28 protein-coding genes and 1 pseudogene are annotated in these 25,219 nt (G+C 66.9%); 19 read left to right on the plus strand and 10 right to left on the minus strand.

Features of this window, described 5'->3' with window-relative positions:
• Window positions 1-27: 27 nt before the first annotated feature.
• Window positions 28-2,877: a M16 family metallopeptidase gene (locus tag AC1RSI_RS02985; RefSeq protein ID WP_492322612.1), complete on the plus strand. Its 2,850-nt coding sequence runs from the start codon at window positions 28-30 to the stop codon at window positions 2,875-2,877.
• Window positions 2,878-2,941: 64 nt separating this feature from the next.
• On the opposite strand, the gene AC1RSI_RS02990 is transcribed toward AC1RSI_RS02985, so the two are convergent.
• The 3 genes from AC1RSI_RS02990 to AC1RSI_RS03000 all read right to left on the minus strand — a co-directional run bounded on the left by AC1RSI_RS02990 (window position 2,942) and on the right by AC1RSI_RS03000 (window position 4,630).
• Window positions 2,942-3,772 (minus strand): S1 family peptidase, encoded by an 831-nt coding sequence (locus AC1RSI_RS02990; protein ID WP_008264237.1) that lies wholly within the window; start codon window positions 3,770-3,772, stop codon window positions 2,942-2,944.
• 15 nt (window positions 3,773-3,787) lie between these two features.
• Window positions 3,788-4,228 carry a DUF350 domain-containing protein gene (locus AC1RSI_RS02995; protein WP_008263805.1) on the minus strand — a complete coding sequence of 147 codons (441 nt, stop codon included), beginning with the start codon at window positions 4,226-4,228 and terminating at the stop codon, window positions 3,788-3,790.
• 69 nt (window positions 4,229-4,297) lie between these two features.
• Window positions 4,298-4,630, minus strand: a complete 333-nt coding sequence (locus AC1RSI_RS03000) for a metalloregulator ArsR/SmtB family transcription factor (protein ID WP_008263381.1) — start codon at window positions 4,628-4,630, stop codon at window positions 4,298-4,300.
• Between the two features lie 90 nt (window positions 4,631-4,720).
• On the opposite strand from AC1RSI_RS03000, the gene AC1RSI_RS03005 reads away from it, so the two are divergent.
• Window positions 4,721-5,632, plus strand: coding sequence for an acyl-CoA desaturase (locus AC1RSI_RS03005; protein WP_008260768.1), 912 nt, complete (start codon window positions 4,721-4,723; stop codon window positions 5,630-5,632).
• Complete coding sequence (locus AC1RSI_RS03010; protein WP_040349827.1) at window positions 5,629-6,075, plus strand: hypothetical protein; 447 nt, start codon at window positions 5,629-5,631, stop codon at window positions 6,073-6,075. Before AC1RSI_RS03005 ends, AC1RSI_RS03010 begins: the two co-directional genes overlap by 4 nt.
• On the opposite strand, the gene rlmN is transcribed toward AC1RSI_RS03010, so the two are convergent.
• Both rlmN and AC1RSI_RS03020 read right to left on the minus strand, forming a co-directional pair.
• The gene (rlmN, locus tag AC1RSI_RS03015) at window positions 6,035-7,207 is read right to left on the minus strand and encodes a dual-specificity RNA methyltransferase RlmN (RefSeq protein WP_035309125.1); all 1,173 of its coding nucleotides are present in this window, start codon (window positions 7,205-7,207) and stop codon (window positions 6,035-6,037) included. The two genes, AC1RSI_RS03010 and rlmN, sit on opposite strands and share 41 nt — an antisense overlap.
• Window positions 7,208-7,288: 81 nt before the next feature.
• Window positions 7,289-7,588 (minus strand): DUF6356 family protein, encoded by a 300-nt coding sequence (locus AC1RSI_RS03020; protein ID WP_008263032.1) that lies wholly within the window; start codon window positions 7,586-7,588, stop codon window positions 7,289-7,291.
• Window positions 7,589-7,742: 154 nt separating this feature from the next.
• Here AC1RSI_RS03020 and AC1RSI_RS03025 point away from each other — a divergent pair, with 154 nt between their 5' ends.
• Both AC1RSI_RS03025 and AC1RSI_RS03030 read left to right on the plus strand, forming a co-directional pair.
• Window positions 7,743-9,098 carry a trypsin-like peptidase domain-containing protein gene (locus tag AC1RSI_RS03025; RefSeq protein ID WP_008264152.1) on the plus strand — a complete coding sequence of 452 codons (1,356 nt, stop codon included), beginning with the start codon at window positions 7,743-7,745 and terminating at the stop codon, window positions 9,096-9,098.
• A 346-nt stretch (window positions 9,099-9,444) separates the two neighbouring features.
• Window positions 9,445-9,780 (plus strand): DUF2794 domain-containing protein, encoded by a 336-nt coding sequence (locus AC1RSI_RS03030; RefSeq protein WP_154726339.1) that lies wholly within the window; start codon window positions 9,445-9,447, stop codon window positions 9,778-9,780.
• Window positions 9,781-9,787: 7 nt separating this feature from the next.
• Here the strand turns inward: AC1RSI_RS03030 and AC1RSI_RS03035 are convergent, their stop codons facing one another.
• The gene (locus tag AC1RSI_RS03035) at window positions 9,788-10,342 is read right to left on the minus strand and encodes a hypothetical protein (RefSeq protein WP_154726340.1); all 555 of its coding nucleotides are present in this window, start codon (window positions 10,340-10,342) and stop codon (window positions 9,788-9,790) included.
• A 176-nt stretch (window positions 10,343-10,518) separates the two neighbouring features.
• Complete coding sequence (locus AC1RSI_RS03040; RefSeq protein ID WP_008263679.1) at window positions 10,519-11,268, minus strand: Bax inhibitor-1/YccA family protein; 750 nt, start codon at window positions 11,266-11,268, stop codon at window positions 10,519-10,521.
• A gap of 130 nt (window positions 11,269-11,398) precedes the next feature.
• On the opposite strand from AC1RSI_RS03040, the gene thpR reads away from it, so the two are divergent.
• From thpR to mmcB, 5 genes are all read left to right on the plus strand, one after another.
• On the plus strand, window positions 11,399-11,938 hold the full coding sequence (thpR, locus tag AC1RSI_RS03045; protein WP_008264190.1) for an RNA 2',3'-cyclic phosphodiesterase: 540 nt from the start codon (window positions 11,399-11,401) through the stop codon (window positions 11,936-11,938).
• A complete protein-coding gene (locus tag AC1RSI_RS03050; protein ID WP_008262253.1) occupies window positions 11,935-12,510 on the plus strand; it encodes a GNAT family N-acetyltransferase in 576 nt (191 codons plus the stop codon). The genes thpR and AC1RSI_RS03050 overlap by 4 nt, the downstream gene beginning before the upstream one ends.
• 61 nt (window positions 12,511-12,571) lie before the next feature.
• Complete coding sequence (locus tag AC1RSI_RS03055; protein ID WP_492322613.1) at window positions 12,572-13,105, plus strand: lipocalin family protein; 534 nt, start codon at window positions 12,572-12,574, stop codon at window positions 13,103-13,105.
• Between the two features lie 149 nt (window positions 13,106-13,254).
• Entirely contained in the window at window positions 13,255-13,791 is a 537-nt protein-coding gene (locus tag AC1RSI_RS03060) for a carbonic anhydrase (RefSeq protein WP_492322614.1), read from the plus strand.
• Between the two features lie 103 nt (window positions 13,792-13,894).
• On the plus strand, window positions 13,895-14,341 hold the full coding sequence (gene mmcB, locus AC1RSI_RS03065; protein WP_291752269.1) for a DNA repair putative endonuclease MmcB: 447 nt from the start codon (window positions 13,895-13,897) through the stop codon (window positions 14,339-14,341).
• A 1-nt stretch (window position 14,342) separates the two neighbouring features.
• Here the strand turns inward: mmcB and AC1RSI_RS03070 are convergent, their stop codons facing one another.
• Together AC1RSI_RS03070 and AC1RSI_RS03075 are read right to left on the minus strand one after the other, a co-directional pair.
• Window positions 14,343-15,131, minus strand: coding sequence for a C40 family peptidase (locus tag AC1RSI_RS03070; RefSeq protein ID WP_008259698.1), 789 nt, complete (start codon window positions 15,129-15,131; stop codon window positions 14,343-14,345).
• A gap of 82 nt (window positions 15,132-15,213) precedes the next feature.
• Window positions 15,214-16,593, minus strand: a complete 1,380-nt coding sequence (locus tag AC1RSI_RS03075) for a leucyl aminopeptidase family protein (protein ID WP_492322615.1) — start codon at window positions 16,591-16,593, stop codon at window positions 15,214-15,216.
• 75 nt (window positions 16,594-16,668) lie between these two features.
• Between AC1RSI_RS03075 and AC1RSI_RS03080 the strand changes: the two genes are divergently transcribed.
• The 7 genes and pseudogenes from AC1RSI_RS03080 to AC1RSI_RS03110 form a co-directional block, all read left to right on the plus strand.
• Window positions 16,669-17,484, plus strand: a complete 816-nt coding sequence (locus tag AC1RSI_RS03080; protein ID WP_492322616.1) for a tetratricopeptide repeat protein — start codon at window positions 16,669-16,671, stop codon at window positions 17,482-17,484.
• 247 nt (window positions 17,485-17,731) lie between these two features.
• Window positions 17,732-18,397, plus strand: a complete 666-nt coding sequence (locus tag AC1RSI_RS03085) for an HAD-IA family hydrolase (RefSeq protein WP_492322617.1) — start codon at window positions 17,732-17,734, stop codon at window positions 18,395-18,397.
• Window positions 18,398-18,460: 63 nt separating this feature from the next.
• Entirely contained in the window at window positions 18,461-19,351 is an 891-nt protein-coding gene (locus AC1RSI_RS03090) for an AraC family transcriptional regulator (RefSeq protein ID WP_492322618.1), read from the plus strand.
• A gap of 73 nt (window positions 19,352-19,424) precedes the next feature.
• Window positions 19,425-19,880 (plus strand): iron-sulfur cluster assembly scaffold protein, encoded by a 456-nt coding sequence (locus AC1RSI_RS03095; protein WP_492322619.1) that lies wholly within the window; start codon window positions 19,425-19,427, stop codon window positions 19,878-19,880.
• A gap of 79 nt (window positions 19,881-19,959) precedes the next feature.
• Window positions 19,960-20,211: a membrane protein insertion efficiency factor YidD gene (gene yidD, locus AC1RSI_RS03100; protein ID WP_008261575.1), complete on the plus strand. Its 252-nt coding sequence runs from the start codon at window positions 19,960-19,962 to the stop codon at window positions 20,209-20,211.
• A complete protein-coding gene (gene thrS, locus AC1RSI_RS03105; RefSeq protein WP_492322620.1) occupies window positions 20,208-22,136 on the plus strand; it encodes a threonine--tRNA ligase in 1,929 nt (642 codons plus the stop codon). Before yidD ends, thrS begins: the two co-directional genes overlap by 4 nt.
• An 11-nt stretch (window positions 22,137-22,147) precedes the next feature.
• Window positions 22,148-22,381: pseudogene (locus tag AC1RSI_RS03110) on the plus strand (hypothetical protein); the annotation flags it as partial.
• 3 nt (window positions 22,382-22,384) lie between these two features.
• On the opposite strand, the gene AC1RSI_RS03115 reads toward AC1RSI_RS03110, so the two are convergent.
• Window positions 22,385-22,669, minus strand: a complete 285-nt coding sequence (locus tag AC1RSI_RS03115; RefSeq protein WP_492322657.1) for a hypothetical protein — start codon at window positions 22,667-22,669, stop codon at window positions 22,385-22,387.
• Between the two features lie 463 nt (window positions 22,670-23,132).
• Between AC1RSI_RS03115 and AC1RSI_RS03120 the strand changes: the two genes are divergently transcribed.
• Both AC1RSI_RS03120 and AC1RSI_RS03125 read left to right on the plus strand, forming a co-directional pair.
• Window positions 23,133-24,581: a hypothetical protein gene (locus AC1RSI_RS03120; protein ID WP_492322621.1), complete on the plus strand. Its 1,449-nt coding sequence runs from the start codon at window positions 23,133-23,135 to the stop codon at window positions 24,579-24,581.
• A 103-nt stretch (window positions 24,582-24,684) separates the two neighbouring features.
• Window positions 24,685-25,185: a YciE/YciF ferroxidase family protein gene (locus tag AC1RSI_RS03125; protein ID WP_008261550.1), complete on the plus strand. Its 501-nt coding sequence runs from the start codon at window positions 24,685-24,687 to the stop codon at window positions 25,183-25,185.
• Window positions 25,186-25,219: the final 34 nt, after the last annotated feature.

Consider the following 25,219-nt stretch of genomic DNA (forward strand, 5'->3'; position numbering starts at 1 on the left):
CCGGCGTTCCGGGCCTTGGAGAGCCGCATGAAATTCCGCCTGTCCCTTACCGTCGCCGCCTCGGCCCTGCTGCTGGGGCTGGCCGCCCCCGCCTTCGCCGCCCCGGCCCCCGCGCCCGCCGCTGTCCAAGCCGCCCAGGGCGTGGTCGTGCCGCCGCTTGGCTTCGCCAAGCGCGTGCTGCCGAACGGGCTTGAGGTCTATACGGCGCGCGACGCCGACACCTCGAACGTGACGGTCCAGGTCTGGTACAAGGTGGGGTCCAAGGACGATCCCGCCGGCCGCTCGGGCTTCGCCCACCTGTTCGAACACCTGATGTTCAAGGCGACGAAGAACCTGCCGCCCGAGACCTTCGACCGGCTGACCGAGGACGTGGGCGGGTCGAACAACGCCTTCACCGCCGACGACACCACCGCCTATTTCGAGACCGTCCCCGCCAACCACCTGCAGCGGATGCTGTTCGCCGAGGCCGAGCGGATGGGCTCCCTGGTCGTGGACGAGCCGACCTTCGTCGCCGAGCGCGACGTGGTGAAGGAGGAATACCGCCAGCGCATTCTGGCCAATCCCTACGGCCGGCTGTTCGGCCTGTTCGTGCCCGAGACCCTGTATCAGGAGAGCCCCTATCGCCGCGCCGGCATCGGCTCGATCGAGGAGCTCGAGGCCTCGTCCCTGGACGACGTGCTGCGCTTCCACGCCACCTATTACCGGCCCGACAACGCCTATCTGATCGTGGCGGGCAATTTCGACCAGGCCCAGTTGGACCGCTGGATCGACCAGTATTTCGCCCCGCTGAAGAACCCGACCACGCCGCTGCCGGCCAATAATGTCGTCGAGCCCGAGCCGACCGGCCCGCGCGACGCCACCTATTATGCGCCCAACGTGCCCCTGCCCACCGCTGTCGTCGGCTGGCCGACGGTCAAGTACGCCGACGCCGATCGCGCCGCCCTGACCGTGCTGGACGGCATCCTGTCCACCGGCGAGTCGAGCCGCCTGTACCGGTCGCTGGTCTATGATCAGCAGATCGCCGCCCAGATCGGCTCGACCCCCGACTTCGCCCAACAGGCCGGCAATCTGACCGCCCTGGCCATCATGGCCCAGGGCCATACGGCCGAAGAGGGCGTGGCCGCCCTGAACGCCGAGATCGCCAAGCTGCGCGACGCCCCCGTCACCGCCGCCGAACTGACCGAGGCCAAGAACGAGATCGTCGCCGACGCCCTGCGCAGCCGCGAGACGGTGGACGACCGCGCCACGGCGCTGGGTTTCGCCCTGATCAACACCGGAGACGCCGCGGCCGCCGACCGCGAGATCGCCCAGATCCAGGCCGTCACGGTCGCCGACATCCAGCGCGTGGCGCGCAAATATCTGACGCCGCAGCGCCAGGCGACGATCCGCTACCTGGCCGCCGACGAGCAGAACCCGCCCTCGGTTCAGAAGATGAACGTCGACGCCCCGGTCAAGGTCGCCGACCTGGCGCCGGCCGGAACCCCCGCCGTCCTGCTGCCCGAGGCCCAGCGCACGCCCCTGCCGCAGCCCGGCGCCGAAGTGGCCCCGGTCACGCCCAGCGTCGCCGACTTCCGTCTCGACAACGGCCTGCGCGTCCTGGTCGCCCCGACCGACGGCCTGCCGCTGGTGTCGGCCCGTCTCAGCTTCGACGCCGGCTCGGCCGACGATCCGGCGGGCAAGGCCGGGATCGCCGCCATGACCGCCGCCCTGCTGACCCAGGGCACCAAGACCAGGACGGCGCCCGAGATCGCGACCCAGATCGAACAACTGGGCGCCTCGGTCGGCGCCGGCGCCGGCGTGGACTTCACCAATGTCTACGCCAACGCCCCGGCCAACGCCTTCCCGGCGACGGTCGCCCTGATGGCCGATCTGGTGAAGAACCCGGTCTTCGCCGCCGAGGAGCTTGAGCGTCAGCAGGCCCAGGCCCTGGACGGCCTGCGCGTCGCGCTCAGCCAGCCGAGCTCCATCGCCAGCATGACCGTGGGCCGCGTCATCTATGGCGACGCCCCCTATGGCGCGACGCTCACGCCACAGACGGTGCCGGCCATCACCCCCGCCGACGTCGCCGCCTTCCACGCCGCCCGCTATCGGCCGTCGGACGCCACCCTGGTCTTCTCGGGCGACATCACCCCCGCCGCCGCCCGCGCCCTGGCGCAACAGGCGTTCGGCGACTGGCGCCCGGCCGGGACGGCGCCCGCCGGCGCCGCCAATCCCGCAGGTCAGGCCCTGGCCCCGCGCATCGTGGTGGTGAACCAGCCGGGCGCCGGTCAGGCCGCCGTCACCGCCGCCATCCGCGGCGTGTCGCGCACCGACGCCGACTATTTCCCGCTGACGGTGGGCAACACCCTGCTGGGCGGCGGCTTCTCGTCGCGGCTGAACCAGGAAATCCGCATCAAGCGCGGCCTGTCCTACGGCGCCGGATCCTCGCTGGGCGTCCGCGCCGACGCGGGTCTCTTCACCGCCTCAGCCCAGACCAAGAACGAGACCGCCGACGAGGTCGCCGACCTGATCCTGGCCGAGATCGCCAAACTGGGCGCCGAAACCCCGACCCAGACCGACCTGGCCCCGCGCCGGGCCACCCTGATCGGCGGCTTCGGCCGCTCGCTGGAGACGGTCGACGGCCTGGGCGCCCTGGTCGCCAACCTGGCCCTGTACGACCTGCCGATGAGCGATCTGGCCGACTACGCCGGCCGCGTCCGCGCCGTGACGCCGGAACAGGTCCAGGCCGCCTTCGCCGACCACCTGCCGGTCAATCGCGCCAGCCTGGTGATCGTCGGCGACGGTTCGCTGTTCCTCGACGCCCTGCGCGCCAAACACCCGAACCTGGAGGTCATCGAGGCCGGGGACCTGAACCTGAACAGCGGCGCGCTGAAATAAAGGCGGCCATCTAGACCCCGTCATCCTCGGGCTTGTCCCGAGGATGACGGGTTAACGGCCCGCCTCAAACCGACAGACACACCACCTGCGCCACGCGCAGGTCCCGCCGCAGGGCATCCGCCACCCGGCCATAGTTGTCGATGGTCACCGGCTCGCCCAGCGCCACCTCGTCCGCGCGCTGTTCGCCGCGAATGGCGGGAGCGAAGGATTCCGGCGCCGTGGTGTAGATTCGCCCCCGGCGCGGGGCCTCGGCGATAGTGACCCCCAGGACGCGGCCGCGTCCATCCATCACCGGCGCGCCCGACAGACCCGACAGGGTGCCCTCCAGTCCGTCGGTGCGTCCGACCTCGGCCCAGGCCAGGACCGGCTCGTCACGGGCGCCGCGCCCGAACACCTTCAGGGTCTCGCGACCCAGCAGGCGCGAGGTCACCTCGCCGGCCCGCCCTTGGGGGAAGCCGGGATGAAAGGCGCGCTGGCCCTTGCGCAGCGGCGTCTGGGCGGCGACCGGCAGGGCGGGCGGGCCGCCGTCGGTAATGAGCAGCGCCACGTCGGCGCGGGGCGCCAGGCGCACGTCGGCGGCCACGGCCCGGCCGCCGCCGATCACCAGGGCCGGGCGACGACAGCCCTCGACCACATGGCGGGCGGTGATCCAGCGGCCGCGCCCGGCGATGGAAAAGGCGGTGCCGGAGCGGGGCCTGAACGGCGTGTCCGGCGCGTCCAGGGTGACGGCCGCATCGAAGGGGGTGACGGGTCCCAGCAGGGCGCCCTCGATCTCGTCCGGCGGCGGCGGCGCGGGCGGAGCGTCGGCGTTCTCGCGCCGGCCCAGCGACACGGCCAGCAGCACGCCCGCGACCGCGCTGTAGATGGCCCAGTCCGGCAGGCGGGGGAATTGCATGGGTCAGCCCGCCGATCAGCCGGTCAGGGCGGCGGACAGGATCACGGCCGTGGCGAGCTTGGCCCCCACCAGGACCACGGCGGCCGAGACCTCGCCGTCCTTGATCCGCTGCGGCAGGCCGTGCAGCATCAGGTCCACGACCCGGAAGGCCAGCAGTTGCAGCACCAGGGTCGCCACCCCCCAGATGGTGATGTCCCGAACCGAGGTCGAGACCGACAGGGACACCGCCAGCGGAATGGCCAGACCAACCAATATCCCGGCGAAGGCCACGGCGGCGGCCGGATTGCCCTCGCGGATCAGGGCGATCTCCTTCCACGGCGTCAGCATGGCGTAGATCGCCGCCCCCGCTGCGAGCAGCAGCAGGGTGACGGCCAGGTGCATGACCATGACCGGAAAGCCCGAGGCGAAAGCCTGCACCTCGGCGCTGGACAGAACGTCGGACAGTGATGGGTCCATATCCACACGCCTTGCCCGATTGCCGCCCCAATCCGCAAGCGCGGCGAAGCAACACCTTGTGACGAAAGATTACAGACCGTCGTCCTTCGGCGTGTTCGCTCGCGCCTTGGCCAGGGCCGCGCTCTCGCGTTTCAGCGGCTTGGCGACCGGGCAGACCTCCTGGACATAGCCGTTCAGGGTGTTGGTCAGTTGGTCGGGCGCCAGGCTGTAGTGAACGTACTGGCCCTTCTTTTCGCTGGTCACCAGACCCGCGACCTCCAGCACCGACAGATGCTGGGACACCGCCGGCTTGGAGATCTCGAACTTGGCCGCGATCTCGCCAGCGGTCAGGTCCGCGTGGGCAAGATAGGCTAGGATTTTGCGACGGACGGGACTGGAAAGGGCTTCGAACACGCGTTGCATAGGGCGGTATTTAAGCGATTTGCTAACCGCTTGCCAGTGACTCATTTCGGTGTTTAAGTGATTACCTAACTACCTACCGGGAGGCGCGACATGCACCACCATGATCCCTGCGCCGTGAACAGCCTGGTCGCGACACCCGGCTGCAGCCCGACCGAGGGTCGGGTGGTCTGGGACCCGCTTCATTCGCTGTGGAACGGCGGCATGCTCGCGGCCACCCTGATCTTCGGCGCCATGACCTTCAGCCTGGCCGCTGTCGCGGCCTTCGTGGTCACGACGGGGGCGACCCTGCTGCTGGGCCATTCGGTCGGATTCCATCGCCGGCTGATCCACGGCAGCTTCGAATGCCCGCTGTGGCTCGAGCGGGTTTTGGTCTGGTTCGGGACCTTGGTCGGCATGAGCGGTCCCTTCTGGATGATCCGCAGCCACGACATGCGCGACTGGGCCCAGCGCCAGACCGCCTGCCACGACTATCTGGCCCACCGGCGGCCTATGGCGGTCGACGCCTGGTGGCAGATGCACTGCCGGCTGGTGCTGGAACGACCGCCGCGTTTCGATCTGGGCCGGATCGGCTGCGATCCCTTCTATCGGTTCCTGGAACGGACCTGGATGCTGCAACAGCTTCCTGTCGCAGCGGCGCTGTGGCTGATGGGCGGCTGGGGCTTCGTGGTCTGGGGCGTCTGCGCCCGGGTCTCGGCCAGCGTCATCGGCCATTGGTTCGTCGGCCATCTGGCCCACCGTCGAGGCCCGCAGACTTGGCTGGTGCGCGAGGCGGGCGTCCAGGCCCATGACGTGCCCTGGGCCGCCATCCCGACCATGGGGGAGGCCTGGCACAACAACCACCACGCCTATCCGGGCTCGGCGAAGATCGGCCTCTATCCCGGCCAGAGCGACTGGGGGTTCCGGTTCATCCAGTTGCTGGAACGGCTGGGTCTGGCCTGGGACGTGCGGACGCCGGCGACGATGACGGAGCGGGCGGCTCAGTTAGGGCGAGCTTCGGCATGAACCGCGAGCGCATTCCCTTCGACCATCTGTTTCGCGCCTTAATCTTCGGAGCGGTCGCGGGCGGAGCCAGCTTTTCGGGTCAACTCGTTTTTTTGGCCATGTGGGATCAGCTTTCAGCAACGGACTATCCGACACACCTCTTCGCTTGGCTGATTGGGATAATCCTCGTCTTCAGCGTGGCTACGCCCGTCTTTCTCATCGGCATCGTGATGGTGGGCTGGCCAGCCTGGGCCATGACGCACAGAATGGGGCTGCGCTCGCCTTTGGTCGGGGCCGTGATTGGCGCGCCCAGCGCGAGTCTGGCCCAGTGGATTCTCTGGCCTATCGTTCCGCCATACCTGCTCATTTTTCCCGGCGCGGCCGCAGGCTATGTCGCTTGGTGGATGGTCTACAATCGTCCGTTCAGGCCGCTTCCGCCCCCGCCGCCTGCTCCGCCTTCCTGAGCGCGCTCGCCCGCACCTTCTCGCTCTCGGACTTCAGCTGGCCGCAGGCGGCCAGGATGTCGCGGCCGCGCGGCGTGCGGATGGGGCTGGCGTAGCCGGCCTTGTTCAGGATGGCGGCGAAACGCTCGATCGTCTTCCAGTCCGAGCATTCGTATTCGACGCCCGGCCAGGGGTTGAACGGAATCAGGTTGATCTTGGCCGGAATGCCCTCGATCAGCTTCAGCAAGGCCCGCGCCTCTTCGGGACTGTCGTTGACGCCCTTCAGCATGACGTATTCGAACGTCACCCGCCGCGCGTTCGACAGGCCCGGATAGGCCCGGATGCCCGCCATCAGCTGGTCCAGCGGATATTTCTTGTTCAGCGGCACCAGGACATCGCGCAGGGCGTCGTTGGTGGCGTGCAGGCTGATGGCCAGCATGGCCGCCGTGCGCGTGCCAAGGGCGTCGAGCTGCGGCACCACGCCCGAGGTCGAGACCGTGATCCGCCGACGCGACAGGGCGATGCCCTCATTGTCCGAGATGATGTCGATGGCGTCGGCGACATGGTCCAGATTGTAGAGCGGCTCGCCCATGCCCATGAAGACGATGTTGGACAGGCGGCGGTCTTCTTTCGGAGACGGCCATTCCTCCAGGTCGTCGCGGGCGACCTGGACCTGGGCCACGATCTCGGCGGCGGTCAGGTTGCGGACCAGCTTCTGCGTGCCGGTGTGGCAGAAGGTGCAGTTCAGGGTGCAGCCGACCTGGCTGGACACGCACAGGGCGCCGGCCCGGCCCACGTCGGGGATATAGACGGTCTCGATCTCGATGCCCGGGGCGGTGCGGATCAGCCATTTGCGGGTGCCGTCCTTCGACACCTGGCGTTCGACGATCTCGGGCCGGGCCAGGGTGAAATGCTCGGCCAGCTTGGCCTGCATGTCCTTGGCCACATTGCTCATGGCCGAAAACTCGGTGACGCCGTAGTGGTGGATCCAGCTCCACACCTGGCTGGCGCGCATCTTGGCCTTTTCGGGCGGACAGACGTTCGCGTCGATCAGCGCCTGGCGCAGGCCCGCGCGCGTCAGACCGGACAGGTTGACGGGGGCCTTCAAAGCGGGCGCGTTGGAGACACGGGAAAGATCGAGCGTGATGCTCAAGGCGGCGATCCTGGATGCGGTTTAGCCGGCCTATATAGCACGAACCCCGGCAATTGCATGGCCGGGCGGTTCCCGACCCGACTAGAGCCCCACGTCCCACACCCCAGCATCGCGCATCCGGGTCAGTTTCGCCTCTTCCGCCCGGCCGCCCATTTCCTGGGCCATGCAGCGCACGGCGGTGGAGACTGTGGTCTTGTGCACGCCAGGGATCAGGGCATGGGCGAAGGCGGCGCCGGCCAGCCGCAGCAGGCGGAAACCGAAGACGGCCGAGGCGGCCATATGCTGGAGATAGGTCTCGCCGACCTGGCGGGGGTGCTCGCGGAACAGGCGGTCGAACGCCGTCGAACCCGAGCGGGCGCGGTCGATCGTCGTCTGGCTCATGCGGCGGCTCCGGGTGTTCGCGAACGCCGATGGTCATGTGGGAGCGGGCCTGACGCAAGCCTTGTTTTGCAACCGCCCGAAACAAGCCGCCGCCGAGCCCATCGTCATGCGCGAGAACTCGGGCTAGAGTCGCGTCTCGATCAAGGAAATCTCGATGACGCTTCGCTCCACGGCCGCCTCGACCCTCGCTCTTGCGGCCGCTCTGCTGGCCTTCGCCGGTCCGGTCCTTGCGCAGTCTCCGGCGCAGTCCGGCCCCAGCTATCTTCCCTATGACGCCCGGCGCGGAGTCTTCAGTTTCGCCGCCGGCCTGGAGGCCTCCCTGCCCGCCGTGGTCCAGGTGACGACCCTGGGCCAGTCGCGCGGCCCCAGCTCGGACGCCGACGATCCCAAACCCTACGCCTCGGGCTCGGGCGTCATCGTCGACGCGGCCCAGGGCATATTGATCACCAACAACCACGTGGTCGAGAACGGGCGGAAATTCACCGTCGACCTGACCGACGGCCGCCTGTTCGACGCCGTCCTGGTCGGGGCGGACAAGGCCACCGACATCGCCGTGCTGAAGATCGTGCCCGACGGCCGGCCGCTGAACCTGAAACAGGTCCAGACGGTCGATTCCGACACCCTGCGGACCGGCGACCTGGCCTTTGCGGTCGGATATCCGCTGGGCCTGGACCAGACCCTGACCATGGGGGTCATTTCGGGCCTGAACCGTTCGGGCCTGGGCGACGCCGTCGAGGACTATATCCAGACCGACGCGGCCGTGAACTCGGGCAATTCGGGCGGGCCGCTGCTGGACAGCCGGGGGCGGCTGATCGGGATCAACACCTCGATCCTGTCGGGCGGCATGGGCGGGGGCAATGACGGCATCGCCTTCGCCGTGCCCACGCGGATCATGCTGTATGTCGCCGACCAGCTGCGCGCCCACGGCGAGGTCAAGCGCGGCGAGACCGGGGCCATCTTCGCCTCCCTGACCGCCGAACGCGCCCGCGAGATGCGGCTGGGCATCGTGCGCGGGGCCGTGGTCGCCGACGTGGCCCCCGGCTCGCCGGCCGAACGGGCAGGCCTGCGCGACGACGACGTCGTCACCCGCATCCAGGGCCGGCCGGTGGCCAACGCCGGGTCGGTCAACGCCACGGTCGGCGTCGCCGCGCCGGGGTCCAGCCTGAACGTGGTCTATCTGCGCGCCGGGCACGAGGCCACGACCGCCCTGACGGTTGCGACCCCCGTCGAGGGCGCGGTCCATATCGGCGCGGACCGGGTGCTGGCTTACGGCGCCACCCTGCGCGACCTCGATGGCGAGGTTCAGGTCGTCGCTGTCGAGGGCGGCTCGGCGGCGGCCCAGGGCGAACTGATCGCCGGCGACATCATTACTTCAGTCGGGGGCGCCCCGGTCGCAGACGCCCGCGCGGCGGCCGAGGCCCTGCGCGGATCGGCGGGCGCGACCGCGGTCGAGGCGCGCCGCAATGGCGATACGGTGACGGTGAACCTGGAAATCCCTCTTACGGCCTGAGGGTGCGGCCTAAAGGCTTCGGGTCGGGCGCCGACCGTGGCGCATCCGACCCGAGCCTGGCTCCAGAAAGAAACACCCGCCTTGCCTGGGAGGGGGAGGGGATCGGCAAGGCGGGCGCTCGCTTGGAGGAAGCATCGGCCGCCGGAGCCCTTTGTGGAAACATCCAGGGGGCTGGGGGGGGCTGTTCAGGATCCGGACGCTTCCGAACTCCGACGAGCCGATGATCGGTATCTCGCCTTCCAAACGGGCGGGCGAAGGACCGAAACAGGGCCATTTGGTGTCGCGGGCGTTTTCTTCCCCGCCAGACCCCTCTGGCGCCGCTCGCCGGGGCGACTAAGTTCAGACCATGAGCATGACCCCGCACGAGGCCCAGCCCCAATCCGGCACGGTCTTCTTCGAACGGCGCGAGCTGGACCTGATCCTGCGGGTCTATGGCCGCATGGTCGCCCAGGGGGAATGGCGCGACTACGCCATGGTCGGCCACAAGGACTTCGCCGAGTTCGCCGTCTTCCGCCGGTCGGGCGACGCCCCCTTCTACCGCATCGAGAAACGCCCAGCGCTCCAGGCGCGCCAGGGCCAGTGGGCGATCATCGGCGAAGGCGGCCAGATCCTCAAACGCGGCCGCGACCTGGCCCAGGCGCTACGGGTGTTCGACGGCCGGAAGTTCCAGGTGGTGGATTAAGACGGGCCTATTTCTTCGACGGCCGCGAGACGGCCCCGTACTCCATGACGACTATCAACTGCGGGCGTCGACGCCCGCCCGAAACGACTACGGGTTTCAGGACGAAATCCACTCGACTCGCGGAATCATAAGAAGGTGAGTTGAGACCCGCCATGAAGAAGTACCGCCCGTCGGGTATCTTCGGGAAGCTGAACACGCCGCCGGAACCGCATTCGACATCTTGGACATAGGCTGGGCTTTCCGGCCAAGCCCAGCGATGCAGACCCGGAACGCCGCTTCGCCACTCGCCGCCGGGCTCCAGCGCAAAGCCTAATCGATGTTCCAGAACCCAGCGATGATGCGGCGTGTCTGGGATCAGTCTGGCGGACAGCCCCTCGCAGGTCAGAGTTTCCGGCTCCACCGGCCGAGAGCCGTCCGGCGTCGCAATGATTGTAGGAGTCTTCACCTCGACATTGCCCGAAAGTGGAAACCCCTCGCGTTCGAACCAGGATTGCTCGACGGCCCCCGCATGCAAACGTTGCGAAACTTCTCGTTCCTCATTGGCCCTCTGAATAGCGGCCAATGTCAGGCACCCCCCGAGCGACGATGTAATGAGCAAGCTTGCGACAAGCCCAGCCAAGCACCGTCCGCGTTTCAACATCGCTCACCCCCATTTGGTCGAGCCAAGGCGTAAACACTATGCCGCAAAAAGAAAGGGCCCCGCGAGGGGCCCTTTCCGCGTCCGTCTTGCGACAGGTCTTAGTTCCGGTTGCCGCCCATGAAGGCCAGCAGGAATTGGAACAGGTTCACGAAGTTGATGAACAGGCTCAGGGCACCGAAGCCCGTGGCCACGCCCATGGCGTTCTGGTCGCCGCCCAGGGCGTAGTAGGTCATCTTCAGACGCTGGGTGTCATAGGCGATCAGACCCGCGAAGATCAGCACGCCCAGGCCCGAGATGATCAGGTACAGGGTCCCCGACTGCATGAACATGTTGACGATCATCGCGACGATCAGGCCGATCACGCCGAAGATCAGGAAGGTGCCCATGGCTGTCAGGTCCTTCTTGGTGGTGTAACCCACCAGGCTCAGACCGCCGAAGGCCGCCGCCGTGACCAGGAAGGTCGAGGCCAGCGATGCGCCCGTATAGCGCAGGAACAGGACGCCCAGACCCGCGCCGATCGAGGCCACCACGGCCCAGTACAGCAGGTTCACGCCCTTGGCCGTCGGGTTCTTCATGAAGAACATCGAGCCGAACAGCAGCACCAGGGGCGAGAACTGGACGATCATGCCCAGCATGGTCAGGCCGACGCGGCCGTCCGGCGTCACGCCGAACAGCAGTTGCTGCACCGCCGGCACATTGCCGGTGACATAGGCCAGGGCCGCCGCGACCACGAGGCCCAGAGCCAGCTTGTTGTAGACGCCCAGCATGAAGCCGCGCAGGCCGGCGTCCACCGACATGTCGGCCGTCTGCGGCAGGGGGCGGGCGTAGCCGTTGTTGAAATCGCTCATGGCGACGTGCTTTCTCCGATTGGCCGGAGAGACTTCTCCGATCACAGGGCTCGAATATCGTGAGCCACAGGCTCCACTGCAAGGAAAACCGGACTTGGAGGGCGCGGTTCCTGCCGCTACCTTCGGTCGCATGTTGCGCCTGTTCACCGCCCTGACCCTGCCGCCGGACGTCGAGGAGACGCTGAAACGCCGCCAGTCGGGCCTTCCGGGCGCGCGCTGGCGACCCCTGGACGCCCTGCACGTCACCCTGGCCTTCTACGGCGAGACCGACGAGCGCCGGGCTGACGACCTGGCCTCCGAACTGGCCCGCGTCGCCGGAGGCCCCTTCGAGATCGTGTTGAAGGGCGTCGGCGCCTTCGGCGACGATCACCGCAGCCACACCCTCTGGGCCGGGGTCGAGACGCCCAACGAAAGGCTGGCCGTCCTGGCGGGCCGCTGCAAGAAGGCCGGCGAACGCGCGGGCCTGAGGCTGGAGGCCCGCGACTACCGCCCGCACGTCACCCTGGCCTATCTGAAGCCCCAGACGAACCCGGACCGGATCGGCGCCTGGATGGCGGGCCACAATCTGCTGCACTCGCCGCCCATCCGCATCGACCGCTTCGGCCTCTATTCCAGCGTCCTGACCGGCGACGGCAGCCAGTATGCGCTGGAGCGGGAGTATCTGCTGTGACCTACGCCGTTCCGCCGCACGTGACCCTGGGTCCGACGCTGGAGACGGCGCGGCTTATCCTGCGTCCGCCGGCGGTCGAGGATTTTCCGCGCTGGGCCGAATTCATGGCCGATGAGGAGACCGCCCGTTTCATCGGCGGCGTCCAGTCCCCGCCCCAGGTCTGGCGCACCCTCTGCGCCGTCGCCGGCATGTGGGCCCTGACGGGCGAGGGCATGTTCTCCATCCTGGAAAAATCGACCGGTCTATGGGTCGGACGGATCGGCCCCCTCCACCCCTATGGCTGGCCGGGCCGCGAGGTGGGCTGGAGCCTGCACCGCGACGCCACCGGCAAGGGCTATGCGGTCGAGGCCGCAGCCGCGACGATGGACTACGCGTTCGACGTGCTGGGCTGGGACGACGTGATCCACTGTATCGATCCCGACAACCTGCCCTCGGCCCGGGTGGCGACGCGGCTGGGCTCGATCAATCGCGGACGCGGCCAGTTGCCCGAGCCGATGCAGGATCATGTCATCGACCTGTGGGGTCAGACGCGCGCCGACTGGGCCGTCAATCGGGCGCGCCTGAACCCCTGACGGCAACCGAAGGCCGGCTTGCAACGTATCCGTTTTTCAAACCCGAACGAGGATACGCCCGATGATCCGCGCCGCCCAGATTACCGCCTCCCTCGTCGCCGCCGCCCTGATCGCCCTGCCCTCCGCCGCCCTGGCCCAGTCGCGGGCCGTCGATCTGGACCGGTTCGACGGCCGCTGGTTCGAGATCGAGCGCAGCCATAACGACGTCCAGAAGGACTGCAGCCGGGCCCAGATCGACTTCACGCGTCAGGATCGACCCGACCGCTACGGCATCGTCGTCACCTGCACCCGCCGCGCCGACGGGCGCAACGAGGTGCTGCGCGCCAACGCCCGCATCGCCGACACCACGACCAACGCCAAATTCCGCTTCACCCTGCCCGGCCTGCTCAGCTTCGGCGGTCTGGCGGGCCAGAACTACTGGGTCTGGGTCCATGATCCGGAATACAGCTGGGCCATCCTGGCCCTGCCGAACAAGTCCGACTGGTGGATCTGGCATCGCGACCAGAGCGTCTCCGCGGCGGAACGCAGCCGCCTGATGGCCCGCGCCCGCGCCCTGGGCCTGGACATGAGCCGGGTGGTCAGCACGGGGCGCTGAGAGGCCCGGATCGACGTCGCAACACGCCGCGCTCGCCCGCCCCCAAGCCTTAAGGCCGTATTATCCCCCTGGTCCGCACGACTACTGAATAGTCAAGCTGGACGAACGCGGTTACCCGTGACATCGCCCTCAACCACGGAGCGATCATCGTGACCGACTGCTGCGCCCACAACACTCCCACCCTGTCGCGCCGGAGCGCCTTCGGTCTGATCGCCCTGGGCGGCGGCGTCAGCCTGCTGTCCACCCTGGCGCCCGGCGTCGCCCGGGCGCGGGGCCACACCGACATCCTGCTGCTGACCTGCATGGACTATCGCCTGACCGATGACACCATCGCCTATATGGAAGGCCACGGTCTCCATGACAAATACGACCACGTCGTCCTGGCCGGCGCCTCGCTGGGCGCTCTGACCGACAAATTCCCCAGCTGGGGCGAGACCTTCTGGACCCACATGGACGTCGCCATCGACCTCCACCACATCCACAAGGTCATGGTGATCGACCACCGCGACTGCGGCGCCTACAAGGTCCTTCTGGGCGCCGAGACCGTCGATACGCCCGACAAGGAACTGGCGGTCCACACTCAGCAGCTTCACGCCCTGCGCGATGCGATCAAGCAGCGCCACCCCCACGTGGAGGTCGAGCTGGCCCTGATGGATCTGGACGGCGAGGTCGAGGAGATCGCCTGAGGCGCATCCCCTCCCAGGAGCCCATCCATAATCCTGAGCCCGATCGGGGCCGCCGGACGATCCGCCGCTTGCGTCCGGAACGTATCCGGAACATAAATCCGGCATGGCCGCCACCGCAGTCTCGCTCGAACTGGTCTTCAGTCGGCCGGAAACCACCCTGTCGGTCACGCGGGGGACGGCGCGGCTGATGCTGGACATGGGCTATGCGCCCCTGCTCGAGGTCTGCCTGCCCAATGGACGGCGGGCCGACGTCATGGCGGTCGGGCCGAAGGGCGACATCGTCATCTGCGAGGTCAAGTCAGGGGTGGAGGACTATCGCGTCGACCGCAAATGGCAGGAATACGGGCCGTTCTGCGACGCCCTGTATTTTGCGGTCGCGCCGGAGTTTCCGCAGGACATCCTGCCGGAGGCGCCCGGGCTTATCGTGGCCGACGGCTTCGGCGGGGCTGTCGTGCGGACGGCGCCGGTCAGTCCGCTGGCGCCGGCGCGACGCAAGGCCCTGACCCTGGCCTTCGCGCGGCTGGGGGCGATGCGGACGATGCGGGATTGAATCAGAGGCGGCGGAAGACGGCGGAGGCGAAACCTTCGGCCGTCAGGCGCGCCTCGACCTCGGCCAGGGCCTCGATCACGACCCCGCCCTTGTCTCCGGTGGAATGGATGATCCGTTCGGCGTCGATCATCAGGGCCGAATGGCCGGTCCAGTCCTGATCGCCGCCGGGCGCCAGCCAGACCACGATGTCGCCGCGCAGGTGCGGGCCGGCGGGGGCCGCCTGGCCCAGTTCGGCCTGGGCGTCGGAGCGACGCGGACCGGGCAGGCCGCAGGCCAGCAAGGCCTGCTGCACCAGGCCGGAACAGTCGGTGGAGACGGAGGAGCGGGCGCCCAACTCGTGCGGCCGGCCCAGCAGGCGTTCGGCCACGGCGGCCAGGTCGCGTTCGAAATCGCCGACGGGTTGCAGATCCGTCTCGGCCAGGCCTTCGGCCGTCTCGACCACGAGGGCGTTCAGCGGCAAGGCGGCGTCCACGGCGGCGACGCGGCGGGTCGGCAGGGGCGCCCCGGCCGACAGACTGTCCAGCACCACCCAGCCGACCACGCCGTCACGGCGCGCCCGGCCCCAGGCCCGGCCGTTGGCCCGGTCCAGAACGTCGAAGATCTCGCCGTGCAGCAGCTGGTCGATGCGGGCGTCGCGGTCCGACAGGATGTCGGCCACGGCGACGCGGCAATGCATGGGCTCGGTCTTGCGATAGGCGGACGCGCGCACCAGCCCTTCCAGCGCCTGTTCGGCGAGGTCGGGGCGAGCGAGACGGTCGCCGGTCGGAAGAAGGTCGAGGACGTCGGTCAAACGTGGACTCGCATGGTTGAACCCAAACCCTATCGGCAGATGCCGAAGGGGCCGTTAACAGCCGTCTTTTTTCTGAAAGAAATCAACAGAACCGCGTTTTCAAATAGTGGAAACAAGCCCTTAGGGCCTGAGCCTCGCCGCCTTCGGGATAGCCGGGCCGGGCGCGGGGGTTCCAGGCGAAGATGTCCATATGCGCCCATGCGCCGGTGGTCGGGGCGAAGCGCTGCAGGAACAGGGCGGCCGTCACCGACCCCGCCTGGGCCCAGGCCGAGGAGTCGTTCTTCAGGTCGGCGATCTCGGTGTCCAGAGCGCTGCGATAGCCGGCCCACAGCGGCATCCGCCACAGGGGGTCGCGCACTGCGGTCGCCGCCGCCAGCAGGCCCTCGGCCAGGGCGTCGTCGTCGGTATAGAGGGGCGGCAGGTCCGGCCCCAGGGCGATTCGCGCCGCCCCGGTCAGGGTGGCGAAGTCCAGGGTCAGGTCGGGCCGATGCTCGCCCGCCCGCGTCAGGGCGTCGGCCAGGATCAACCGCCCCTCCGCATCGGTGTTGCCGATCTCGATCGTCAGCCCCTTGCGGCTGTTGAGTATGTCGCCCGGCCGGAAGGCGTCGGCCGAGACGGCGTTCTCCACCGCCGCCACGATGACCACCAGCCGCACCGGCAGATCGGCCTGCATGACCAGCCGCCCCAGGGCCAGGGCGTGGGCCGATCCGCCCATGTCCTTCTTCATGTTCCGCATCCCGGCGGCGGGTTTCAGATCCAGCCCGCCGGTGTCGAACACCACCCCCTTGCCGACCAGGGCCACCAGGGGCAGATCGGCCTGGTCCAGCTTCCAGCCGATCTCGATCAGGCGCGGGGCCCGGTGCGGCGCGGCGGCCCGGCCGACGGCGTGGACGGCGGGATAGTTCGCCTCCAGCAGGGCGTCGCCCTCGGTCACCGTGATCGCGGCCCCGGCGCTCTCGGCGATCTCGCGGGCGATGGTCTCGATCTGCAACGGTCCCATGTCGGCGGCAGGCGTATCGACCATCTCGCGCGCCAGGGCGCAGGCGGCGACGATGCGCGAGGTCTCGGCGACGTCCAGACCCTCGGGCGCGACCAGCCGCACCGGCGTCTTGTCCGGCCGGGCCTTGTAGCGGTCGAAGACATAGGCCCCCAACAGGAAGGCCAGGGCGGCGGCCTGGGCCTCGTGCGGTTCAGCCTCAAGGCGATAGAGGCCGCCGGGCAGGCGGGCGGACAGGCCCCGCGCCGCCATCGGATCGAAGACCGGCCCCGTTCCGACCAGGACCTGGCCAATCCCGTCGCCCTGGGGCGCGATCAGAAGCTGACCCGGCTTGCCCTCGAACCCGTGCAGATCGGCCCAGGGGCGCACGGCGCCGTCCAGCGCCTGATCCGGACCGACGAAGCGGATCGGCACGGCGTTTGCGCCGTCTTGTGCGGCGACCAGCAGGGGATGGAATACGGACATGACGGGCCTTCTTAACCAACAGTTGACGCGAACCGGCGAGTCTGGGGGCGACCGAGGACCGTCAGGACTCCACCCATGTCGCCCATGCCCGCCCTTCTCGCAACCGCCGCCCTGCTCAGCCTGTCGGCCGCACCGGCGCTTGCGGCCGATCCCGCCCCCGCCCAACAGGGCCGCACCCCGGCCCCGGCCGAGACCCGCGCCGCCTATGAGCGGATGGACGCCCTGTCGCGCTCGGTCTTCTGGGCCGGGGAGCAGGAGATCAATCCGGCCGATCCCGTGGCCGGGGTGAAACTGGCCCAGGCCCTGCGCGAAATGGGGCGGTACGACCAGGCGGTCCAGACCGCCGAGGGGGTGCTGACCGTCCAGCCGGCCAATCTCGACGCCCTGCTGGAGCTGGGCCGCGCCCATATCGCCCGAGGCCAGGCCTTCTACGGCGTCGCTCCGCTGGAGAAGGCGCGCGACCTGGCGCCGCGCGACTGGCGGGCCTATTCGCTGCTGGGCGTGGCCTATGAACAGGTGCGGCGGTTCGACGACGCCCACGCCGCCTGGAACCAGGCCCTGGTCCTGTCCCCCGACAATCCCGACGTCCTGACCAACGCCGCCACGGCCGCCCTGACCCGCGGCGACGCGCCGGGCGCTGAGACCCTGTTGCGGCGTGCGGCGGCCCAGCCCGCCGCCTCCAGCCGGGTGCGCCAGAACCTGGCCATGGTGGTGGGCCTTCAGGGCAAGATGGGCGAGGCCGAACAGATCCTGCGCCGCGAACTGCCGCCCGAACAGGCCGAACAGAGCCTGCAATGGCTGCAGGCGCGCAATTCCGCCGGCGGCGCGGCGGCCTCGGGCGGGACGACGCCGGACACGGCCCGGACCTGGAGTTCGCTTCAGGGCGGTTGAGCCGCGATTTCAGACTCACAAAAACATAGTCTGAATTGTCTGAATCGTCTGAAATCTCCCTCATCCGAACTCTGGCCGCCCCTGCGGCGATCACACCCCATCCAGGATCGCACGGATCGGAAGACCGACAGGTCGATGGCCGCGAGATTTCGTCAAGCCGTTGAAAACACAGGCGGCGAACCAGCGTCATTACGGGGGCTGGCCGGCGTCCGGTTGCCCCCGGTCCAGACCCGTGCTGGATAGGCGCATGGCTTCTCCCCACACGCCCAAGACCTATCAGGCCTTCCTGTTCGACCTGGACGGCACCCTGATCAGTTCGACCGCGGCCGCCGAACGGGTCTGGACCCGCTGGGCCGAGCGGCACGGCCTGGACGTGGCGCGTTTCATTCCCACCATTCACGGCGTGCGCGCGCCCGACACCATCCGCCGCCAGAACCTGCAGGACATCGACCTGGCTGCGGAGGCCGCCTGGGTCGAGCGCGGCGAGATCGAGGATGTGGACGGGGTCGTCCCCATTCCCGGCGCCCTTGATTTCCTCAAACGCCTGCCGCCCGACCGCTGGGCCGTGGTCACCTCGGCCAGCGTGCCGCTGGCCCGCGCTCGCATGGGCGCCGCCGGGGTGGAGCCGCCCGCCGTCATGATCACCGCCGAACGGGTGGAGCGCGGCAAGCCGGACCCCTCGGGTTATCTGCTGGCGGCCCAAACCCTGGGCGTCGATATCAAGGACTGTCTGGTGTTCGAAGACGCCGAGGCCGGGATCAAGGCCGGCGAAGCCGCCGGCGCCGACGTCGTGGTCATCACCGCCGCCTGGACCCATCCGCTGGAGACGTCGCTGCCGACACTGGCGGACTACGCCCAGGCGCGGCTGGAGGTGGAGGCCGACGGGGCGCTTGGGTTCTCGATCGAGACCTGAGCATTCCGGGTCAGGTTCGGCCGCCCCTCTTTCCGTATCTCCAGCCGTGCCAGGGAGGTGCGGATGAGCCGAAGCGTCATCGACAACTATCATGCGCGGATGCGCCGGGTTCTGGTCTTCATCGACCAAAACCTGGAGGCGGATCTGAACGTGGAGCTGCTGAGCGACGCGTCCGCCTTTTCCAGACACCATTTCCAGCGGCAGTTCTCTTCGCTGTTCGGGATCAGCGTCGGTCGGTACGTCCAACTGAAGCGGATGAAGCGCGCCTCCTACCGGCTGGCCTTTCGTGACGGGGCCAGCGTGCTGGAGATCGCGCTCGACAGCGGGTTCGAGGGGCCGGAGGCGTTCAGCCGCGCCTTCCGACGTCATTTCGACCAGAGCCCGACCGAGTTCCGAAGAGCGCCCCGCTGGACGCCCTGGCTTGCGGCCCAGACGCCGCTCACCCAAGCCCGGAGCCAGACCATGACACCCACCACACCCACCGAAGCCGAGGTTCGCATTCTCGACTTCCCGGAAACCGCCGTCGGCCTGCTGACGCACAGCGGCGATCCCGCCCACATCGGCGACACGATCCGTCGTTTCATCGCCTGGCGGAAAGCGGCGGGCCTGCCGCCGAAGATCAGCGCCACCTTCAACATCTTCCATACGGAGCCCGAGGATGACGCCGCCGCGCCCCATCGCATCGATCTGTGCGCCGCCACCCCGCGCGCGATCCTGCCGAACGCGGCGGGCGTGGTCGCCGGCGTCATCCCCGCCGGACGCTGTGCGGTGCTGCGACAGGTCGGCGGCGGCGACGATCTGAGCGCCTCGGCCGCCTGGCTTTATGGGCAGTGGCTGCCGCGCAGCGGACACGAGCTTCGCGACTTCCCCCTGTTCGCCCAACGCGTCAGCTTCTTCCCCGACGTACCGGAGCATGAGGCCGTCACGGACATCTTCCTGCCGATCCAGTCGTAGGCCGCCGTTCTCCCTCTCCCCTGCAGGGGAGAGGGAGGTTTCGCGGGCGCGGTTGTCGTCCTATGTTCGCACCATGATCGACGATCTCTACAGCGCGCGCATCCTGATGCTGGCGGCGAACCTGCCCTATGCGGGGCGGCTGGCGGCGCCGGGCGGGACCGGTGAGCGGGTGGCCAAACTGTGCGGGTCGCGGGCGACGGTGGATGTGACGCTGGACGACCAGGGCCGGGTCGTCGACTTCGCCCAGGACGTCAAGGCCTGCGCCCTGGGCCAGGCGGCCGCCGGGGTGCTGGGCCAGGCCGTGATCGGGGCTGCGGCCGCAGAGATCGCCGAGGCGCGCGACGCCTTGTCGGCCATGCTGAAATCCGGCGGCGAAGGCCCCATCGGCCGGTTCGAGGATCTGCGGGTGCTGAGGCCCGTCGCCGACTATCCGGCGCGTCACGCCTCCACCCTGGTGGCGGTCGAGGCGACGCTGGAGGCCGTGAACCAGGCCCTGGCGGAACGAACTCGTCTCGCCGGCGCGGCCTGACGGGCTCTCAGCGGTTGATCCCCCTGCGATGACAGGGGATAAGCGCGGCGAACCCATCCAGCCCCCGGCGAAGGGACATATGTCTCTCTATGAACGCGGCGTCCGCGCGGCCCATCGGGGCTACAAGCTGACGCTGTCCCCCCTGATCGGCCAACAGTGCCGGTTTCTGCCGACCTGTTCGGACTATGGGCGCGACGCCCTGATCCAGCACGGACCGCTCAAGGGGGGATGGCTCACCGTGCGCCGCCTCTGTAAATGCCATCCCTTCGGCGGCTCGGGCTATGACCCGGTTCCGCCTGCAAAGACTGACGAAAAAGAACAACAGTCATGATCGATCTGAAATTCCCCGACGGCGCCGTGCGCCAATATCCGGCCGGTTCGACGGCGCGCGACGTGGCGACCTCGATCTCGCCGTCCCTGGCCAAGAAGGCGGTGCTGGCCGAGCTGAACGGCGAGCAGCGCGACATGGGTCGGGTGCTGGAGACGGGCGGCGACTTCCGCCTGATCATGCGCGACGATCCCGCCGCCCTCTATACGATCCGCCATGACACGGCCCACGTCCTGGCCGAAGCCGTCCAGACCCTGTTCCCCGGCACCCAGGTCACGATCGGCCCGGCCATCGAGGACGGCTTCTATTATGACTTCTTCCGCGACGAGCCCTTCTCGACCGACGACTTCGCCGCCATCGAAAAGGAGATGGGCCGGATCGTCGACCGCGACGCCAAGTTCGAGCGCGAGGTCTGGGACCGCGACGAGGCCATCGTCTTCTTCGAGGCGCGCGGCGAGAAGTTCAAGGCCGAGCTGATCAAGGACCTGCCCGAGAACGAGACCATCACCCTGTACAAGCAGGGCGACTGGATCGACCTGTGCCGGGGGCCGCACTTCCCCTCGACGCGCCATGTCGGCAAGGCGTTCAAACTGACCAAGCTGGCCGGGGCCTACTGGCGCGGCGATTCCAAGCGCGAACAGCTGCAGCGCATCTACGGCACCGCCTGGGCGACCAAAGAAGACCTGGACGCCTATCTGCAGCGGCTGGAAGAGGCCGAGAAGCGCGACCACCGCAAGGTCGGCAAGGCGATGGAGCTCTTCCACATGCAGGAAGAGGGCCGGGGCATGGTCTTCTGGCACCCCAAGGGCTGGATCCTGTGGCGCGTGCTGGAGGCCTATATGCGCCGCCGCCTGGACGCCGCCGGCTATGTCGAGGTCAAGACGCCCCAGGTGCTGGACCGCAAATTCTGGGAACAGAGCGGCCACTGGGACAAGTATCGCCCCAACATGTTCGTCTGCGAGACGGTCGAGGGCGAGACCCTGTCGCTCAAGCCGATGAACTGCCCCGGCCACGTGCAGATCTTCGACCAGGGCCAGCGCTCCTATCGCGAACTGCCGCTGCGCATGGCCGAGTTCGGCGCCTGCCACCGCTATGAGCCGTCGGGTTCGCTGCACGGTCTGATGAGGGTGCGGGGCTTCACCCAGGACGACGCCCACATCTTCTGCCGCGAGGACCAGATCGTCGAGGAGACGGCCGAGTTCATCAAACTGGCCCGCAGCGTCCACGCCGACCTGGGCATGGAGACCGCCTATATCAGCCTGGGCACCCGCCCGGAGAACCGCGCCGGTTCCGACGAGTTCTGGGACAAGGCCGAGGCCCTGATGGCCGAGGCCGCCCGCGCCGCCGGGACCGAGCCGGTCGTGACCGAGGGCGACGGCGCCTTCTACGCGCCCAAGCTGGACTTCATCGTCAAGGACGCCATCGGCCGGGAATGGACCTGCGGCACGATCCAGCTGGACTATGTCCTGCCCGAGCGGCTGGATGCGACCTACATCGCCGAGGACGGCCAGAAGCACCGGCCGGTCATGCTGCACCGCGCGATCCTGGGATCGTTCGAGCGGTTCATCGGCATCATGATCGAGAACTACGCCGGCGCCTTCCCCCTGTGGCTGGCGCCGGTCCAGGCGGTGGTGGCCACCATCACCTCGGACGCCGATGACTACGCCCGCGACGTCATGGCCCGGTTCAAGGCGGCGGGCCTGCGCACCGAGATCGACCTGCGCAACGAGAAGGTCGGCTACAAGGTCCGCGAACACTCGGTCGGCAAGCTGCCCGTCATCGCCGTGGTCGGCCGCCAGGAAGCCGAGCAGGGCCTGGTCGCCATCCGCCGCCTGGGCTCCCAGGCCCAGACGGTTGTGACGGTGGAGGAGGCGATCCGCCTCCTGACCGACGAAGCGACCCCGCCGGATCTGAAGCGCGTGGAATAGAAAAGATGAATATGGGGGGGGCAGAAGGCTCAGAAGCCGATCAAGTCAGCGCGGTTTTTCTTCACATTCCCAAAACCGCAGGCACCAGCTTTCGTGACGCCCTGTCCAGGGGTTTCGGAGACGGCGCCGTGAGTCCCGGCTTCCCCGCCTCACTTATGCCGCCGAGCGAAGTCCAGGCGCTTCGTCACCACAGGATCGTAGCCGGACATATAAGCATAACGGATGCTCGCCGGCATTTTCCGGGCGCGTCACTCTTCACGATCGTTCGTGACCCGATACAACGCTGTCTGTCCTGGTACTATTTCGCGCGGCGTATAACAGAAAACAACAGTCCGGACGTCGTCGCCGCCCGTGATCATGACGTAGAAGCCTTCTTTGCGTTGGATGACGCGATCCTCTTCCGCAATATATTCAACCGTCAAGTCCGACAGCTTGGCGACCACGTCTTCAACAAAGAGGTCGATCTCGACGCGTCTTTGATTCGGGCTCGGCGGACTGTCGAAGACTGCGTTTGGGTCGGCCGACAGGAGCATCTTGTATCGGACATGGAACGCCTTGGCGACGTGTTTCCGGAAATGGACGGCACGCTACTACACCCTCTGAACGTCACGCCGAATCGGCCTGCCCTCCCGGATATATCGCCCTCAGTGGTGAAGCGGATTGTCGAAAGCAATCGGTACGATCTTGAACTATACGCTCATGTCGAGGCTACGCTCAGATCGCCGCAAGTCCGCCAAGCACCTTGAAGATTTCAAATTTGTGCGAGTAATCTGAGGTTTCAGTTCGATGGGCGGTATGATGGAAGACAGAGATTCGACGGATCTGGATTTGGCGAGGACGAGACCAAAAGAAATCCTCTCTTCGCCCAGCGCGTTTGCTGTCAACGCTCGACGCCAACTGACGCATCATGCTGGGCGTGGGCCTATATTCGTAAATTCCAGCTTCAGGACATCCAGCACCTGGTTTTGGCAGAAGCTGCGATCCACGCCACACGTCATGGCCTACTACGAGATATTCCACGAGGCGCTGGCCTCACTTGGCAAGCGTGACGCCAGCGCACTATCCGCTTCGTCATGGACGTCTAGCCATCCTCATTCAGCGCCCTATTTTTTGGAGTATCTCCCCTTGCTCAAGGAAGGTGGCGGGCTCTCGGCCTTCGACGCGTCGATGGCGTATGATAAATTTATCCCGGCAGGAGGTCTGGAGGGCCAGCTCAGCTTAGAAGAGACCCTGCACATAGACAGCCTGCTTCGAGCGGCCCAAAATAACGGAAAACTACCCGTTCTAACTTGCACCAGAACACTTGGTCGCGCTTCAGCAATAAGCAAGGCGTACGGCGGAACCTCTATCCTTCTTACCAGAAATCTATTTCATCAATGGGCGTCCTATAGTGGACAAGCAGCAACGGGGAATCCATACTTCCTGAACTCTATAGACAGAACGATTAAATCGTCGAAACATGACCCATTTATCCGAAGCATAGATGAATGGTTCGAACCTCGGCAAAACCTACCTCACGACAAGAATCTTTTTATTTTATTCCTTGTGTTTCATATCCATCTTTACTCTAAGGCGTACGAGTGCGCCGATTTAGTTGTGGATCCCACAAAGCTATCAAACAATAGCGAATATAGATCTCATATAGAAGGCAGAATATCAAGTATAATTGATTACGACATCGATCTTTCTGACGCAGAACAAGTGTTTGACGCATCATTTGTCGATGTCGGATCTCATAAAGAATTTATTGACACAATAGATCAATTTGTAAAAATAATCAAAGGAAACTGCCTCTCAGAGATGTCGGTCGATTTTATCGACACAATGAAAAATGATGCCATTCAAGAGTGGGATCGGCATGAATTTTATACTGGAAGAGCCCGAGCCGTCCATCGAGCAGAGGTCAGACACATCAGAGAAGAACAAACTGCGATCTCCGATCAGTTGTCCAGACAGTCAGACGCTTGGGATAGCCAGAGGGTCAGTCTGGAAGTTGCAAACGGGGAGATAGCAGCTGAGGTTGCGCGAATTACACTTGAGTGGGAAAATCTAAATAGAGAATTTGCCGCCACTGCCGCCGACCGCGACAATCTGCAAGCACAGTTGTCTGAATGTTCGAAGAATTTGGATTCTGCGCGGGGCTCTCTCGAGGAGAGCGCCACCTTGCAACAGAGTATCGCCTCGGCGCTAGCCGATCGAGACGGGCTCGCCGCTCAAATTTCCGATCAGACCGCGACATGGGCCGACCAGCGGTCGGCACTTGAATCCGCCCTTGAAGCGGCTCTGGCAGAGGGGGTGCGCCTCACGCAGGAAAAAGACAGTCTTTTGGGTCTGGTTGAGCAACTCAAGAGTGAACGGGACTCTATGACGGAACTGCAAGAGCGCGGACTGCTCCACTCTGTTTGGGCGAAACTGGATGAAGCACTAAGGCATGGCAAGACCTAGGTCAGGTCATCAAGCCCGGTTCCGAACAGTGGAACGGTTCTCCGCCTGATCGCTTGTGATGGGGTGCGCCCCCGCGCCCCATCACAATTTGCGAGAGACGATCATGGCCGAGAAAACCCTCGACACCCTGTTCCACGACACGCTCAAGGACATCTATTACGCCGAGCGCAAGATCCTGAAGTCCCTGCCCAAGATGGCCCGCGCCGCTCAGTCGCCCGAGTTGAAGGCGGCCTTCGAGAAGCACAAGGACCAGACCGAAGGTCAGATCGAACGCCTGCAACAGGTGTTCGAGATCATCGGCAAGGCCCCCCGCGGCAAGACCTGCGACGCCATTGAAGGCATCCTGGCCGAGGGCGAGGAGATCATGGAAGAATACAAGGATAACCCCGCCCTCGACGCCGGCCTGCTGGCCGCCGCACAGGCGGTGGAACACTATGAGATCACCCGCTACGGCACCCTGAAGCGCTGGGCCCTGGTGCTGGGCATGAAGGACGCCGCCGCCCTGCTGGACGAAACCCTGCAGGAAGAGTCCCAGACCGACGAAGACCTGACCGGCATCGCCGACGCCGCAGTCAACAAGGACGCGATGAAGTCCGCCGCCTGATCCTGTCGGCCGGATAAAGGACGGAGGCGGCCGC

This window comes from Brevundimonas sp. GW821-FHT10E09, assembly GCF_058809375.1.

Bases quoted from the DNA above. Each gene is read 5' to 3' on its own strand.
- AC1RSI_RS02985 (WP_492322612.1), top strand. From the start codon at position 28: ATGAAATTCCGCCTGTCCCTTACCGTCGCCGCCTCGGCCCTGCTGCTG.
- AC1RSI_RS02990 (WP_008264237.1), bottom strand. From the start codon at position 3,772: ATGCAATTCCCCCGCCTGCCGGACTGGGCCATCTACAGCGCGGTCGCG.
- AC1RSI_RS02995 (WP_008263805.1), bottom strand. From the start codon at position 4,228: ATGGACCCATCACTGTCCGACGTTCTGTCCAGCGCCGAGGTGCAGGCT.
- AC1RSI_RS03000 (WP_008263381.1), bottom strand. From the start codon at position 4,630: ATGCAACGCGTGTTCGAAGCCCTTTCCAGTCCCGTCCGTCGCAAAATC.
- AC1RSI_RS03005 (WP_008260768.1), top strand. From the start codon at position 4,721: ATGCACCACCATGATCCCTGCGCCGTGAACAGCCTGGTCGCGACACCC.
- AC1RSI_RS03010 (WP_040349827.1), top strand. From the start codon at position 5,629: ATGAACCGCGAGCGCATTCCCTTCGACCATCTGTTTCGCGCCTTAATC.
- AC1RSI_RS03020 (WP_008263032.1), bottom strand. From the start codon at position 7,588: ATGAGCCAGACGACGATCGACCGCGCCCGCTCGGGTTCGACGGCGTTC.
- AC1RSI_RS03025 (WP_008264152.1), top strand. From the start codon at position 7,743: ATGACGCTTCGCTCCACGGCCGCCTCGACCCTCGCTCTTGCGGCCGCT.
- AC1RSI_RS03030 (WP_154726339.1), top strand. From the start codon at position 9,445: ATGAGCATGACCCCGCACGAGGCCCAGCCCCAATCCGGCACGGTCTTC.
- AC1RSI_RS03040 (WP_008263679.1), bottom strand. From the start codon at position 11,268: ATGAGCGATTTCAACAACGGCTACGCCCGCCCCCTGCCGCAGACGGCC.
- thpR (WP_008264190.1), top strand. From the start codon at position 11,399: ATGTTGCGCCTGTTCACCGCCCTGACCCTGCCGCCGGACGTCGAGGAG.
- AC1RSI_RS03055 (WP_492322613.1), top strand. From the start codon at position 12,572: ATGATCCGCGCCGCCCAGATTACCGCCTCCCTCGTCGCCGCCGCCCTG.
- mmcB (WP_291752269.1), top strand. From the start codon at position 13,895: ATGGCCGCCACCGCAGTCTCGCTCGAACTGGTCTTCAGTCGGCCGGAA.
- AC1RSI_RS03075 (WP_492322615.1), bottom strand. From the start codon at position 16,593: ATGTCCGTATTCCATCCCCTGCTGGTCGCCGCACAAGACGGCGCAAAC.
- AC1RSI_RS03080 (WP_492322616.1), top strand. From the start codon at position 16,669: ATGTCGCCCATGCCCGCCCTTCTCGCAACCGCCGCCCTGCTCAGCCTG.
- AC1RSI_RS03085 (WP_492322617.1), top strand. From the start codon at position 17,732: ATGGCTTCTCCCCACACGCCCAAGACCTATCAGGCCTTCCTGTTCGAC.
- AC1RSI_RS03090 (WP_492322618.1), top strand. From the start codon at position 18,461: ATGAGCCGAAGCGTCATCGACAACTATCATGCGCGGATGCGCCGGGTT.
- AC1RSI_RS03095 (WP_492322619.1), top strand. From the start codon at position 19,425: ATGATCGACGATCTCTACAGCGCGCGCATCCTGATGCTGGCGGCGAAC.
- yidD (WP_008261575.1), top strand. From the start codon at position 19,960: ATGTCTCTCTATGAACGCGGCGTCCGCGCGGCCCATCGGGGCTACAAG.
- thrS (WP_492322620.1), top strand. From the start codon at position 20,208: ATGATCGATCTGAAATTCCCCGACGGCGCCGTGCGCCAATATCCGGCC.
- AC1RSI_RS03115 (WP_492322657.1), bottom strand. From the start codon at position 22,669: ATGCTCCTGTCGGCCGACCCAAACGCAGTCTTCGACAGTCCGCCGAGC.
- AC1RSI_RS03120 (WP_492322621.1), top strand. From the start codon at position 23,133: ATGGCCTACTACGAGATATTCCACGAGGCGCTGGCCTCACTTGGCAAG.
- AC1RSI_RS03125 (WP_008261550.1), top strand. From the start codon at position 24,685: ATGGCCGAGAAAACCCTCGACACCCTGTTCCACGACACGCTCAAGGAC.